14 protein-coding genes are annotated in these 14,251 nt (G+C 34.5%); 11 read left to right on the top strand and 3 right to left on the bottom strand.

What is annotated here, in order from left to right; all coding sequences use genetic code 11:
• The 4 genes from AB671_RS04005 to AB671_RS03990 form a co-directional block, all read left to right on the top strand.
• On the top strand, window positions 1–288 hold a 288-nt coding region (locus AB671_RS04005; RefSeq protein WP_228391031.1), incomplete at its 5' end, for a hypothetical protein.
• Between the two features lie 495 nt (window positions 289–783).
• On the top strand, window positions 784–2,034 hold the full coding sequence (locus AB671_RS04000; RefSeq protein WP_066676963.1) for a glycine betaine/L-proline ABC transporter ATP-binding protein: 1,251 nt from the start codon (window positions 784–786) through the stop codon (window positions 2,032–2,034).
• Between the two features lies 1 nt (window position 2,035).
• Entirely contained in the window at window positions 2,036–2,869 is an 834-nt protein-coding gene (locus tag AB671_RS03995) for an ABC transporter permease (protein WP_066676965.1), read from the top strand.
• Window positions 2,866–3,720 carry a glycine betaine ABC transporter substrate-binding protein gene (locus AB671_RS03990; RefSeq protein WP_066676967.1) on the top strand — a complete coding sequence of 285 codons (855 nt, stop codon included), beginning with the start codon at window positions 2,866–2,868 and terminating at the stop codon, window positions 3,718–3,720. Before AB671_RS03995 ends, AB671_RS03990 begins: the two co-directional genes overlap by 4 nt.
• Before the next feature lie 130 nt (window positions 3,721–3,850).
• Here the strand turns inward: AB671_RS03990 and AB671_RS03985 are convergent, their stop codons facing one another.
• The gene (locus AB671_RS03985) at window positions 3,851–4,231 is read right to left on the bottom strand and encodes a winged helix-turn-helix transcriptional regulator (RefSeq protein WP_066676969.1); all 381 of its coding nucleotides are present in this window, start codon (window positions 4,229–4,231) and stop codon (window positions 3,851–3,853) included.
• Between the two features lie 92 nt (window positions 4,232–4,323).
• On the opposite strand from AB671_RS03985, the gene AB671_RS03980 reads away from it, so the two are divergent.
• Together AB671_RS03980 and AB671_RS03975 are read left to right on the top strand one after the other, a co-directional pair.
• Entirely contained in the window at window positions 4,324–5,316 is a 993-nt protein-coding gene (locus AB671_RS03980) for a zinc-binding alcohol dehydrogenase family protein (protein ID WP_066676970.1), read from the top strand.
• Window positions 5,309–5,776: a cupin domain-containing protein gene (locus tag AB671_RS03975; RefSeq protein ID WP_066676972.1), complete on the top strand. Its 468-nt coding sequence runs from the start codon at window positions 5,309–5,311 to the stop codon at window positions 5,774–5,776. The genes AB671_RS03980 and AB671_RS03975 overlap by 8 nt, the downstream gene beginning before the upstream one ends.
• A gap of 96 nt (window positions 5,777–5,872) precedes the next feature.
• Here AB671_RS03975 and AB671_RS03970 read toward each other — a convergent pair whose 3' ends face one another.
• Together AB671_RS03970 and AB671_RS03965 are read right to left on the bottom strand one after the other, a co-directional pair.
• Complete coding sequence (locus tag AB671_RS03970) at window positions 5,873–6,337, bottom strand: thioredoxin family protein (protein ID WP_066676975.1); 465 nt, start codon at window positions 6,335–6,337, stop codon at window positions 5,873–5,875.
• A 215-nt stretch (window positions 6,338–6,552) separates the two neighbouring features.
• Window positions 6,553–8,625 carry a TonB-dependent receptor plug domain-containing protein gene (locus AB671_RS03965; RefSeq protein WP_066676977.1) on the bottom strand — a complete coding sequence of 691 codons (2,073 nt, stop codon included), beginning with the start codon at window positions 8,623–8,625 and terminating at the stop codon, window positions 6,553–6,555.
• Between the two features lie 123 nt (window positions 8,626–8,748).
• Here AB671_RS03965 and AB671_RS03960 point away from each other — a divergent pair, with 123 nt between their 5' ends.
• The 5 genes from AB671_RS03960 to AB671_RS03940 all read left to right on the top strand — a co-directional run bounded on the left by AB671_RS03960 (window position 8,749) and on the right by AB671_RS03940 (window position 14,228).
• Complete coding sequence (locus tag AB671_RS03960; RefSeq protein ID WP_066676980.1) at window positions 8,749–9,936, top strand: homogentisate 1,2-dioxygenase; 1,188 nt, start codon at window positions 8,749–8,751, stop codon at window positions 9,934–9,936.
• A gap of 207 nt (window positions 9,937–10,143) precedes the next feature.
• Window positions 10,144–11,418 carry an acetyl-CoA hydrolase/transferase family protein gene (locus tag AB671_RS03955; protein WP_066676982.1) on the top strand — a complete coding sequence of 425 codons (1,275 nt, stop codon included), beginning with the start codon at window positions 10,144–10,146 and terminating at the stop codon, window positions 11,416–11,418.
• A gap of 118 nt (window positions 11,419–11,536) precedes the next feature.
• On the top strand, window positions 11,537–12,319 hold the full coding sequence (locus AB671_RS03950; RefSeq protein WP_066676984.1) for a hypothetical protein: 783 nt from the start codon (window positions 11,537–11,539) through the stop codon (window positions 12,317–12,319).
• Between the two features lie 229 nt (window positions 12,320–12,548).
• Window positions 12,549–13,679 carry a 4-hydroxyphenylpyruvate dioxygenase gene (hppD, locus tag AB671_RS03945; protein WP_066676987.1) on the top strand — a complete coding sequence of 377 codons (1,131 nt, stop codon included), beginning with the start codon at window positions 12,549–12,551 and terminating at the stop codon, window positions 13,677–13,679.
• A gap of 69 nt (window positions 13,680–13,748) precedes the next feature.
• Window positions 13,749–14,228, top strand: coding sequence for a hypothetical protein (locus tag AB671_RS03940; RefSeq protein WP_066676990.1), 480 nt, complete (start codon window positions 13,749–13,751; stop codon window positions 14,226–14,228).
• Window positions 14,229–14,251 lie beyond the last annotated feature (23 nt).

The following is a 14,251-nucleotide window of genomic DNA, read 5'->3' as shown; positions in this document are numbered from 1 at the left end:
TATAAATATAATAACAGTTATGCATTTCAATATTTGAAAAAAAATTATCCGAATGATTTTAATAATATTTACAAAGAATATTTTATTAGGTATTTTTCAAAAGCTACTTTTGAAAAAGTAAATCAAACTTTTTATTTACTTGATTTAGCACAATATGCTTTTGAGAATAATAACGAAGATATGAAAAAGAGAATTTTGGAAAAATTAAGAACTACCAAAGGTTGGGAAAAAGAACTGAGTGGAACTTTTGAGCATCAAATTTTCAATAAATACAATGTAAAATTGTAGCTTTTAATACTAAAAATATTTTCGCTTACATTTTCATTGACTTCCTTATATTTGGATATTTCTTCACCACAAAAACAAACTCATACTAAAGCACTATAATTCAAAGTATTCCAACCTTAAATTTCCATTAAATATAAAATCCGTAAATTTGCACCGTCATAAGAAATTGATGTACAGCTTTTTTATGCTTTCAGCATAATCATAAATTCAAGTTGTTCTGGCAAATATCTTTAATTATCCTGATGATAATTATTCTTTGATTCAATTTAAAAAAGATTGATTTCTTTTTTTTACGTAATACATTCTTTGTCAAAGTAAAACCTTTTGAAAATAATAAACATAATCATTCATTTGATATGATTTTGTATGTTTTTTGTTATTTAAAAAATGATTTACTGTAAAAATCATACTGAACATTTTTGCATGCAGTGACATCGCTCATTAAAGCATCACTGTCTCAATTTCTTATTTCAAATACATTAACAAAATCTGAATATGGATACAATTGATACTAATCGAAAAGTAAAACTTAAAGTTGAAGATCTGACGATAATTTTCGGAAAAAATAAAGAAAAAGCGCTAGAACTTCTGGACAAAGGTTTTTCTAAAAAAGAAATTCTTGAAAAAACAGGCTGTACGGTAGGAATAAACAAAGCAAGCTTTGAAATATACGAGGGAGAATTCTTTGTCATTATGGGCCTATCAGGAAGCGGAAAATCAACTTTACTGCGTTGTCTGAACAGACTAAATGAACCGACCGCAGGAAAAGTATATATCAATAACGATAATATTACCGATAAAAACAATAAAGACCTTCTGGAAGTAAGAAGAACAGAAATGAGCATGGTATTTCAGAAATTTGGATTGCTACCTCATCATACTGTTTTAAGCAATGCTGCTTTCGGACTCGAAATACGCGGAGAAAGCAAAACGATTCGTGAAGAAAAAGCGCAAAAAGCATTAGATATCGTTGGTTTAAATGGTTTTGAAAACCAATTACCTTCACAACTATCCGGAGGTATGCAGCAAAGAGTAGGCTTAGCCAGAGCTTTAGCAAACGACCCCGAAGTTTTGTTGATGGATGAGGCTTTCTCTGCACTCGATCCGCTGATAAAATCTGAAATGCAGGATCAGCTGCTCGAATTACAAGAAACTTTACAGAAAACAATCGTCTTTATTACTCACGATTTGGATGAAGCCATTAAAATCGGAGACCGAATCGTCATTATGAAAGACGGTGTCATCGAACAAATAGGTACTGCAGAAGATATTTTAACCAATCCGGCGAGTGATTATGTGAAAGCTTTTGTAGAAAAAGTTGACCGTAAAACGATTATTACAGCGAAATCTCTAATGTTTGACAAGCCAACTGTAGTTCGTTTCAGAAAAGATGGTCCGGAAGGTGCCCTCAGAAAAATGAGAACCACAGGTTTGGAAACTTTGCCCGTCGTAGATTTCCAAAATAGATTTCTGGGTTTTGTGACGCTGAGTGATATTGTTCAAATCGCAAAGAAAAAAGAACCCACTGTTGAATCGGTGATTAACAGTAATGTTCCTTCGGTATATCAGGAAGCCACCGTTGAAGAAATGCTCCCTTTAATTTCGGGAAGCAAATCAGCGATTGCTGTGGTAGATGAAACCAATAAATTTTTAGGACTGGTCACTCAATTATCTCTCATCATCGAGGCTACCAAATATAATGAAGAAGAAATTATTGAATTAAAAGAAATCGCAAACAACCAATAAGATGAATAAAACTATAGATATAGGTCAATATGTAGAAACTGCTATCAATTGGCTCACAGACAATGCAAAACCTTTCTTTGACGTCATAAAAAATGTTGGTAACTCCTCAATCTTAGGAATTGAATGGGCTTTGGTCAACACTCCCTTTTATATCATCATTCTACTTTTCACGTTATTAGCTTTATGGAAAGCAGGAAAAGGAACCGCCATTATGACCGCAGCCGGACTTACTTTAATATTTTTAATGGGATTCTGGAAAGAAACCATGGAAACATTAGCACTTATTTTTGTTGCAACACTTACCGCATTAATCCTTTCCGTTCCTCTCGGAATATGGGCAGCAAAAAATCAATTTGCGGCAAAAATTATTCGCCCATTACTCGATTTAATGCAAACAATGCCAGCTTTTGTTTACTTAATTCCTGCTGTATTATTTTTCAGTATCGGTAAAGTTCCGGGTGCATTCGCAACGATTATTTTTGCGATGCCACCTGCAGTACGTTTAACGACTTTGGGAATTGAGTCAGTTCCTAAAGATATCGTAGAAGCAGCGCGAGCTTTCGGAGCAACCAATCGTCAGATTCTATTTAAAGTAGAACTTCCTTTGGCTACGAACACAATTTTAGCAGGGATCAATCAAACCATTTTATTATCATTATCAATGGTTGTAATCGCTGGAATGATCGCAGCAGGCGGTTTGGGTGAAAAAGTTTTGGAAGGAATTAATAATCTGGATATCGGTTTAGGATTTGAAAGTGGTTTATCAGTCGTGATTTTAGCCATTATTCTCGACAGGATCACTCAAGGATTTGTGAAGAAAAAAACAGCAAAATGAAAAGAGTAAATTATTTATTATTAATTACTTCTGTTATTATTTTAGGAGTATTTAATTCTTGTAAAAACTTAAAAAATTCCAAATACATCAACATCGGAATGGTCGATGGTTGGGCAGAAGATGTCGCAATGACACACGTTGTAAAAGCTATTTTGGATGAACAGGGATATCATGTTGTCATTCAGAAAGCTTCCACAGATATGATTCTCGCTTCTATGAATAACGAAGATACAGACCTCTTTCTGGGAGTCTGGTTGCCTTACACTCATGCAAGTAAAATAGCTAAGTTTCCGGAATTGATCAACCTTGGAACAAATTATGACAACGGAAAGATAGGTTTGGTAGTTCCAGATTATGTCCCCATAAAGTCTATTGAAGAATTGCCGAAATATGAGGAGAAATTCAAACACAGAATCATCGGTATAGAAAAAGGAGCCGGAATAACCTCGGCAACAGATAGAGCTATTATTGATTACGAACTAAATTATAGACAGATCAATTCTTCTACAATCGCGATGATTACCGAGCTTCAGAATGCAATAAAACGTAAAGAATGGATTGTTGTTGCAGGATGGCAACCTCATTGGATGTTTGGTAAAATGAAATTAAAATTTCTCGAAGACCCGAAAAAAACATTTGGGGAAGCTGAAAAAATTAAAACCTACAGCAGAAAAAGTTTCGGAAAAGATCATCCAGAATTAACAAAATTCTTTGCTAAAATGTATTTTGATAACCAAACCATGACCGATCTATTAACTAAAATGGAAAACAGTAAAGACAAAGATGCCACTGCTAAGGAATGGGTTAAAGATCATTCTGAACTCGTCAATTCCTGGTTGGATAAAAACTGATTTCAATAAAATTATTTTTTTAGTTTCTCTCGCAGATTTGGAAGATAGCGCAGATTTTTCAGAAAGAATCATCTGTTAAATCAGCTTAATCTGCGAGAGATTTTATATTTACCTCAATAAAACCTGATTCTCAAGAGCTCATTGATTCTTTAATTTTTTCCCGGTGAATCAATCCCCAATTCACCAAAGTTTCGGTAACCGGAAAAACAGATTTCCCATATTCTGTAACAGCATATGTTACGGTGATCGGTTTTGTATCCTGAATCGTTCGGGTGATTAATAAATTTATTTCCAGCTCTTTCAATTCTTTGCTCAGCATTTTTGCAGAAATTCCATCAATTCCTCGTTCCAGTTTTTTAAAATGAATATTTTGATCTGTACGATTGGTTAAATATCGCAGAATCATCAGCTTCCATTTCCCACCTAAAACATCGAGACTGTCGCGCATAGCGAATAATTCTTCAGTACAATTCGCTTCCCTTTCTACTCCATTTTCTATAATCTTTGCCATCAATAGTTACTTTAATGTTACTAGTTACCAAGAGTTAACTAATAACAAATATAAACTATTCTGTTTCTACATTTGTACTTCAATTGACAATTATGAAAGCAGTTATTTTAAATACAAATTTACAATTGGAAGATGGCTTTGTCGAAAAACCTCAACCAAAAAGCAACGAAGTTTTAATACAAATTAAAGCCAGCGGTTTTAATCCGATCGATTATCAAATGCTGGAAAACGAGTTGGAAAGAAAGCTCATCAGTTCCCCGACTTTAGGACGCGAACTTTCAGGAATTATTATCGACAAAGGAAATGATGTTACTCAATTCAATATTGGAGATGAAGTTTTTTGTGGAAGCGGCTCTATGGGAAGCAACGGAACTTATGCAGAATTCATCGCTGTTCCGGAAGCGATTACAGCCTTGAAACCTAAAAATATTTCTTTTGAACAGGCAGCCGCAATTCCGTCAGTTGGAATGACCGCTTTACAGATTTTCAATCGTTTAAAGCTTAACCAAAATGATTCTGTTTTCATTACAGGAGCAGTTGGCGGCGTTGGATCTTTTTTAATTAAACTTTTATTAGCTCATAATTTCTGCAACATAACTGCAACGGCCGGAACTGAAGAAAATAGAAATATTCTATTGAAAATGGGATTGAAAGACCGTCAAATAATTAATTATAAAAATGAAAATCTGGTCGAAAATATTCTCAATGCCAATAACGATCATTTTTTTGATGTTGGAATTGATCTGGTCGGAAATTATATGTCAGAAATCACCGCAAAAGTTCTACAGATCAATGGAACTTATGTCGATGTAACAGCATTGACTAATAAACAATCGCGCGAAACGCTTTTCAATAAAGGAAATATAATCATGAATATTTCAAATTATGCATATGCAATGACCCAAAATTATCAATATTATCAAAACAGTTTAAATGAAATTTCAAAATTGATTGAACACGAGATCATCACTCCTCCTAATTATAAACATTTAGGAAGTCTTTCTCTGGAAACGGTCTTGAAAGCTCATTCGATGCTAAAAAACAATCAAACCCAAGGAAATAAATTAATAATGACTCATGAATAAAATACCAAGAAGAATTGTAACAGGAATTGAGAACGGAAGATCAACCATCATCGAAGACCAGCAAGTTGGAAACGTTGTAGAACATCTTCCGGGCTTGATCATTTCAGACATTTGGAATACTCAAAAAATGCCAGCAAGTTTAAATCTTGAAACACAAATTCCCAACACGGGATTTCCGAAAACACCGAAAAACGGAACGTATTTCAGATATGTTTCTATTCCGCCTGACAAAGATCTGGGAGTGGAATTCAAAGCTGGAGAACCTCATCCAATGATGCATCAAACTCAGACCTTAGATTATATCATTATACTTTCCGGCGAATTGTATTTGATCATGGAAGAAGGAGAAACGCTGTTGAAAGCCGGAGATATTGTTATCCAAAGAGGAACCGATCACGCCTGGAGCAATCGTTCTGATGAAGCTTGCATTCAATTGGCGGTGTTGATCGATGCAGAATAATTTCTCTCGCAGAACTTGCGAATCATGCAGATTTTTTTTTAAAAACTCTTTACACACGATCATCTGCTAAATCAGCAAAATCTGCGAGATATAAAATTAAAGTTTTAAGATTTCGTCAATTTTTTGTTTCAAATCATTTGATTTGAATTGCCCTTCATGATAATACACCAACTCCTGATTTTCATTTAAAATGATCCACAATGGGTAAACAGGCTGATTTTTATTTTTAGATAAAGCCAAAGCCAGTTCATGAATTCCTGAGTTCCCATTAGATAAATAATTGAATTCTTTCCCTTGAAAAATGATCTTTTCTTTTGTTTTTTCAGCTTCCAAATTGATGAGATAAAAATTCTCATTAATCATTTCAACCAATTCTTTATCTTTATTTAATTGAAAAGATTCAATCTTGCAGACCGCGCACCAATCGGTATAAATGTGAATAATTGTAGGCTTTGCTTCTTTCTGTTGCTGAATTTCCCAATCCGAAAAAGTGCCGGTTTTCATCTGTGAAAGACAAAAAATCGGCACCAACATTAAAAATAAAAATATTAAGTTTTTCACTTTATCAAATTTTTAACCTTCATTACTTTAGAATTCATTTGACGCAAAGATTTATATTAGAATAACATATTATTTAAGAGGCAAAGGCAAATAAATTTGTTTCGCTAAGCTTGAAAATATAGCTTAATCAAATCAACTTGTTGATTCATCTTTGCTCATTAAATATTTATATCTAAAAAATAAATCTTTGCGTTAAAAACATATAGAGACCAATCTTACTTTAAAATATATTTCACGCCTAAAAAACCTCTGATTTTCTGCATTGGAGCATATCCATAAGTAGTATCAAAAGTATAACGATTCGGATTAGAGATTGGGTCGTCAACATTTTTATCAAACGGGTCAAACGGTCGCATCAAAGGATCTTTGGGGGTAAAATTGAACAGATTTTTAATTCCGCAATACACTTCAAATCCAGATTTGAAACTTTTCGACACCTGAATATTCGCAAGATTATAAAACGGAGAATATTCCGGTCGGTAATCATTCGGTAAAACAGGTAATCGCATCGGTCCATAAAATTGCCCTGTAAAATCTATGGTCAAATTACTTTTGAATTTATAAGTCAAGCTATAAGTTCCACTCCATTTTGGAGCATGAAGTTGTTGAGATTTTTCAGTTTCGCCGTCAAATTTTTGGTAAACATCCAAATAAGTGACCCCAATATTTACACTTAAAGGAAAATTAAAACTATAATCCACATTTATTGAAGCACCTCTTGAAATTCCGTAACCATTAAGGTTATCATAAATAATTTTCTCTGGATCAGTATCAAAATCGCCGACAATTTTATTGCTGAAATAAGTATAAAACGCAGAAGCATCCAAATTGATCAGCTTGTCACCAACAGGAATTTTCCAGACATAATTCAGATTTCCGTTAACTGACTTTTCCGGTTTTAAATTAGACTGAATCACAACATCTCGAGAGCCAGTCAACGCTGCATGGTCTTCTGTAAATAAATTCACAACTCTGAAACCTGTTCCGAAATTGAAACGCAAAGTATGATAAGGATTCGGAGAAAATTTCCATGCAAAACGCGGTGAATGTACAGCGTGATGTATTTTATCATAATCAAATCGGTAACCTAACAACAAAGTATTTTTATCATTAATCTCCCATTGATCCTGAATAAAAGCGCCTAAAATTGGTGATTTCATCGGTTCATTTGTCAATCCATCACCGGATAAAGTTCCGGGCGTGTTGTCATCATAAAAAGTTCTTTTGAAAGTCACTCCTAAAATCAAATCATGATTTCCTAGTTTTTTATCCCAATACGTTTGTGCGAAAGCTACTTTTTGAGTCGCTTCAAAAGGATTGGTTCCGTAAAAAGAATTCTGGTCATGAAAATTATAAGAAAACTGCGTCACAATATTTTCTTTCATCGGCCATTGATAGGCTCCAAAAGCTTCCACGCGATTGGTATAAATACTTTCACCATACACCTCATCGCTTCCACGATACGACTTATTCCACTGCATTTCTCCTCCAAAACGGTCTTCATACAAATATCTCAATGCAAAACTCGCCTGTCGGTTTTCTTTTCTTTTAAAATTCCATTTATTGAAAATTGAAATTCTGTTTTGTAACGCTGCATCGGTGAAATTGTCTTTATTTTCGTCGAATCTTTTGGTCGAATTAAAATAATTTAAACTTAATAATGAAGCTATATTTTCAGATACATTAAATTTCGTAGACAAATCGACATTATTTTCAGCCCAGCTTGTTGTCATTAAATCAACACTCAATTTGGGAGCGGTCAAAGCATTTTTAGTAATAATATTGATAACTCCACCCATTGCTTCAGAGCCATAAAGTGACGAAGCCGGGCCTTTTACGACTTCAATTCTGTCAATTAAACTATTCGGAATTCCGCTCAAACCATAGACTGTAGAAAGTGAGCTTACAATCGGCATTCCGTCAATCAAAATCATGGTGTAAGGTCCTTCCAAACCATTGATGTGAATATCTCCTGTATTACAAACCGAACAATTCAACTGAGGTTTTACGCCATTTACCATTGCAATTGCTTCAAAAACATTCGGAGTCGGATTTTTTTGGAAAAATTTCTGACTGTAAATTTCCACCGCAACCGGGCTTTTCGATTTACTAATTGGCTTTATCGTTCCGGTAATGACAACATCATCGATATCTTTTGTTTTAATTTCTTTCTTCTCAGAAATTTTAACAGAATCGGTTTTTTGAGTTTTATTTAAATCTAAACTGCCTGCCTGCTGAGCAAAACAAAATGACGATAAAAAAACTGCAGAAAATAATATTCGCTTCATGAAATAAAATTGTTAGACAAAGCTAACATTTATTTTTAGAACGGCAAAACTTAAATAAAATTTGTTTTTAAATTTCAATTCATTAAAAAATATTAAATTTGAGATTCAACATATAAAAGTAAAATGAGATACCATCAGTCGGGAAATATCCCTCAAAAAAGGCATACAATTTTCAAATCTCCTGAAGATAAATTCTACTACGAACAGCTTTTCGGAACGGAAGGTTTTCATGGAATTTCTTCTTTGCTGTATCACGTTCATCGCCCTACTCAAATCAAATCGATTGGCGAACCGAAAGATGTGACTCCGAAAATTGCCGTAGACAAAAACGTAACTCCAAGAATGTTTAAAGGAATGAATGTAACTCCTGAAGACGATTTTATGGACAGCCGAAAGTTTCTTTTGGTGAACAATGACCTGAAAATGGGATTGGCAAAACCGAGAAAATCAATGGATTATTTCTACAAAAATGCTGAATGTGATGAGCTTTTGTACGTTCATAACGGAAGCGGAATTTTGAAAACTTTTGTAGGAAATCTTGAATTCTCTTTTGGCGATTATCTGATTATTCCGAGGGGAACGATTTATCAAGTTGAATTAAATTCTGAAGACACTGTATTTTTCGTTGTCGAAAGTCACTCACCGATTTACACGCCAAAAAGATACAGAAACGAGTTTGGACAACTTTTGGAGCATTCTCCGTTCTGCGAAAGAGACATCATCGCTCCTACTTTTGTTGAACCTAAAGATGAAAAAGGAGAGTTTTTAATTAAAGTAAAAAAAGAAAACCAAATTACCGATTTCATTTATGCAACGCATCCATTCGATGTTGTAGGTTGGGACGGTTATTTTTATCCTTATAAATTTAATATCAAAAACTTCGAACCAATTACAGGAAGAATCCACCAACCGCCACCAGTTCACCAGACTTTTGAGGCACATAATTTTGTAGTTTGTTCGTTCTGTGCAAGAATGTATGACTATCATCCATTGGCAATTCCTGCACCTTACAACCACTCGAATATAGATTCTGACGAAGTTTTATTCTACACAGAAGGTGATTTCATGAGCCGTAATCATATCGATCTAATGGATTTCACCCTTCATCCGGGAGGTATTGTTCACGGACCTCATCCTGGAGCAATGGAAAGAAGTATCGGTAAAAAATTCACCGAAGAATACGCAGTGATGGTAGACCCTTTCCGTCCTCTGAAAATTACTGAAGAAGCGATGAAAGTAGAAGACCCGTCGTACAAAACTTCTTGGTTGGAAGACGAAGACCATAGCTTGGAAGACCGTTCGCAGGAATAATACAGCTTTTGGCAATTAGCTTTTAGCTCTAAACTTGTTATAAAAAATATTTGAGGACTGAATTTATACATTCAGTCCTTTATTTTTAACCAGCTTTCACCAAAACATGATAAATATTTTCTATTATTTATTTTCCGTACAAACAATATGAAGTAACTTTAAGGAATCAAAGAAAACCTTAGATTTATAACTGTAAAATTTTAGAAAATGTACAATTATATTAGTGCAGAAGAAGCTGTATATACTGTAAAAAGCGGAAACCGTGTATTCTTTCATGGAAGTGCATGTACCCCGAATCATTTAATTGACGAATTAGCAAGACAGTCGCACCGTGTTGATAATGTAGAAATTGTTTCTATTACCCAACAGGGAAATGTGGAAGTTGCCAAACCTGAATACAAAGATAAATTTTTCGTCAATTCTTTGTTTGTTTCCACACCTGTAAGAGATGCAGTGAATTCTGACAGAGGAGATTTTGTCCCGGTTTTTTTAAGTGAAATTCCGATTCTTTTCAGAAAAAACATTTTACCGCTTGATGTAGCATTTATTACAGTTTCTCCGCCCGACAAGCATGGTTTTTGTACATTGGGAACGTCTGTGGATGTTGCAAGAGCCGCAGTTGATACCGCTCAAACCATTGTCGCCATCGTCAATCCTTTGATGCCGAGAACGCACGGCGACGGAATGATCCACATCAGCAAAATTCATAAACTGGTTTGGCACGAAGAAGAACTTCCAACTGTTGATTACGGTGCCAAAGTAGGTCCTGACGAAATGCTGGTTGGGAAAAACGTTGCTGAATTGATTGATGATAGATCGACTCTTCAAATGGGAATCGGAACCATTCCGGATGCCGTTTTAAAATGTTTAGGAAATCATAAAGACCTTGGTGTACACACCGAAATGCTGAGCGACGGAGTGATTGATTTAATTCAAAACGACGTTATTAACAATAAATACAAAGGTTATCACAATAATAAAACCATTACAAGTTTCTGTTTCGGAACAAAAAAATTGTACGATTACGTAGACGACAATACCGTTTTCGCGTTCAATGATGTAAGTGCGGTGAATTTTCCGATCAATATCATGAGAAACAAAAAAATGGTTGCAATTAATTCTGCTATTGAAATTGATTTAACCGGACAGGTTTGTGCTGATTCTATCGGAACAATGCAGTACAGCGGAATCGGCGGACAAATGGATTTCATGAGAGGCGCTGCTTTAAGCGAAGACGGAAAACCGATCATCGCCATCACTTCAAGAACCAAAAAAGGAATTTCCAGAATTGTACCTTTCCTAAAACAGGGAGCCGGAGTTGTCACAACAAGAGGTCATATTCATTGGGTTGTAACAGAATACGGAAGCGTTTATTTATATGGAAAAAATCTTCGCCAGAGAGCTCAGGAACTCATCAGTATTGCACATCCTGATGATCGAGAAATGCTGGAAAGAGCAGCTTATGAGAGGTTTAAACACTAAAAAAATAAAAAATATAGCTTTTTAAATTAAAAAAGTTCTTACATTTAGGTAAAATAACCATGAAGTTTTTGGCAATCGTTTTGCCAAAAACTTTTTGTTATATATAAATAGTACGCAAATGAAGACGATTTATAATTCTATAAAAGAAAAAGTTGCAAAACATCCGAAAATTCAAGATTCAGTTTTAGGAACAGTAAATGAATGGAAAAGGAGTCATTATATCATTCTTTCAGAGATCATTAAAGAAGAATTAGCTTCGTCTGAAGAACTCAAAAACGATAAACGGTTTGAGCTCGGAAATACAATTTCGCACATTACTTTACAGCGTTTTTTTGAAAGCGATTATCAAGATAAAACACACAATGATCTACGTTTTTTAAAGACACTTGATAAAATATGTATTTTTTTAGGCTTTAAAGACCTCAACTCATACATTCATGATATTAAGGAAAATCAAATACTCGAAGAAAAGGTGATCAGTGATGTTTTCTCAAGTGATATCGTTTATCAGTATTGTGCCACAGTTTTCAATTTATATAAAAATTTCCCTGTATTAAAAATAGACCTATTCAAAGAATTGGTATTTGACAATTCACCTTTTCTTGAGAGAGCCTCAGCTTTCAGTAAAGAACTTTGTGAAAGACAGTTTGAACTTGTCACTAAAAACAACCGTTCAAATTTTGAAATATTTGATGTAAATATTGTAACAGATGAGCCTGATAAAAAGATCCTTGAGACCCAAGAATTTTGGAATCTCCTCTTCAAAGTCGGAGAAACAGGGGAAGAGCACTTTGTGAATCAGCTCAACACTCAAATTTATTTTATTCGCAAAATAGATAATGTGTGGAAAATATGGGATAATTACAACCCAGACGCAGGAAGATTAAATAATAAAAAATAAAAGCCGTAAATAATTACGGCTTCCTTTTTTGAAATAATTTTATTTTCTGCATGTTGTATCTTTAACAAATGTAGAATAAATAACAAAACAACAATAAACTTATCCATACTTAAACAAACTTTAATTTTAATTAAAAATAAGACAATCGGTTGCATAACGATTTTGTTTTTAATTATTTACAGGAATTTTGTAATTTGCAAACCATTAAATAAAAGTAAAAATAGAAAATATGTCAACACTTACATTTGCCGAAAAAATTGCTCAGGCAGAGAACTTTTTGCCAATTAACGGTACAGATTACATTGAATTTTATGTAGGAAACGCTAAGCAAGCGGCTCATTATTATAAAACTGCATTTGGTTTTCAGTCTGTTGCTTATGCAGGGCCTGAAACTGGAGTAAGAGATCGTGCATCTTATGTTCTACAGCAAGGAAAGATCAGATTGATCCTTACAACAGGTTTAAAATCTGACTCTCCAATCAATGAGCATGTAAAAAAACACGGTGATGGTGTTAAAATTTTGGCACTTTGGGTAGATGATGCATATTCAGCTTTCGAAGAAACTACAAAAAGAGGTGGAAAGCCATATTTAGAGCCAGTAACTCTTACTGATGAGCATGGTGAAGTAAGAATGTCCGGAATTTACACGTACGGAGAAACTATTCACATGTTTATCGAAAGAAAAAATTATACAGGTCCTTTCATGCCTGGTTACCAAAAATGGGAAAGCGATTACACCCCTGAAGAAGCAGGTCTATTATACGTTGACCACTGTGTAGGGAACGTAGATTGGGACAGAATGATTCCTACTGTAGAATGGTATGAAAAAGTAATGGGGTTTGTAAACATCCTTTCTTTTGACGACAAGCAGATCAATACAGAATATTCTGCATTGATGTCTAAAGTAATGTCTAACGGAAACGGTTTCGCAAAATTCCCGATCAATGAACCTGCAGAAGGTAAAAAGAAATCTCAGGTAGAAGAATATCTTGATTTCTACGAAGGTGAAGGGGTACAACACATCGCTGTTGCAACAAAAGATATTATTCATACCGTAACTGAATTGAAAAAACGTGGTGTAGAATTCCTTTCTGCTCCACCGGAAGCTTACTACGAATTGGTTCCTGAAAGAGTAGGCCATATCGACGAAGATCTTAAAAAACTTCAGTCTTTAGGGATTCTTATTGATCATGACGAAGAAGGATATTTACTTCAGATCTTCACAAAACCGGTAGAAGACCGCCCTACTCTATTCTTCGAAATTATTGAAAGACACGGTGCACAAAGTTTTGGTGCAGGTAACTTCAAAGCATTATTCGAAGCATTAGAAAGAGAGCAAGAAAAAAGAGGAAATCTTTAAGCTAAAATAATAAACAGAGTTTTGTCAGGATGCAGATCTTGACAAAACTTTTTTATAAAGCACAGTATTATGATTAAATTTTTCAGCGGACTACTACTTATCGGAACTATTTTTTTTGCCAACGCTCAATACGGATCTTTGGATGCTATACTCACAAAATTGGAGGAAAGAAAAGGCATTAATCAAAATTTGACCGATGTTGATATTGACGGTAAAAAATTTGTTTTGATCAAAGATTTCGCCGACCACACCGAAAGAAATTTCATCGTCATTAAAGGAAAAAATGCAACATACGTTGAAATGTTTGACGATAAGTCAACCAACGAAAGTACCTCTAATGTATTTTCTGGTGACATTGTGAGAAGCAGAAAAAATATTATTTCGCTGAGAGCTGACCTTCTTGAAAATAAAAAAGTCCCGATCCCGGTGACCAAAACACTGTTGCTTACAAAACAGGATGACATTCTCTACCTCATCGACGTCAACAACAAAGACAGATGGATCGATGAAGCATCTTTTTCTAAAGCGAAGATCAAAGCTAAAAAATAAGATCAACATCGGTCTTATTCTAA

Source organism: Chryseobacterium sp. BGARF1 (assembly GCF_001677955.1).
In the GTDB taxonomy this organism is placed as follows: domain Bacteria; phylum Bacteroidota; class Bacteroidia; order Flavobacteriales; family Weeksellaceae; genus Chryseobacterium.
This window is presented reverse-complemented; position numbering and strand designations above follow the sequence as displayed.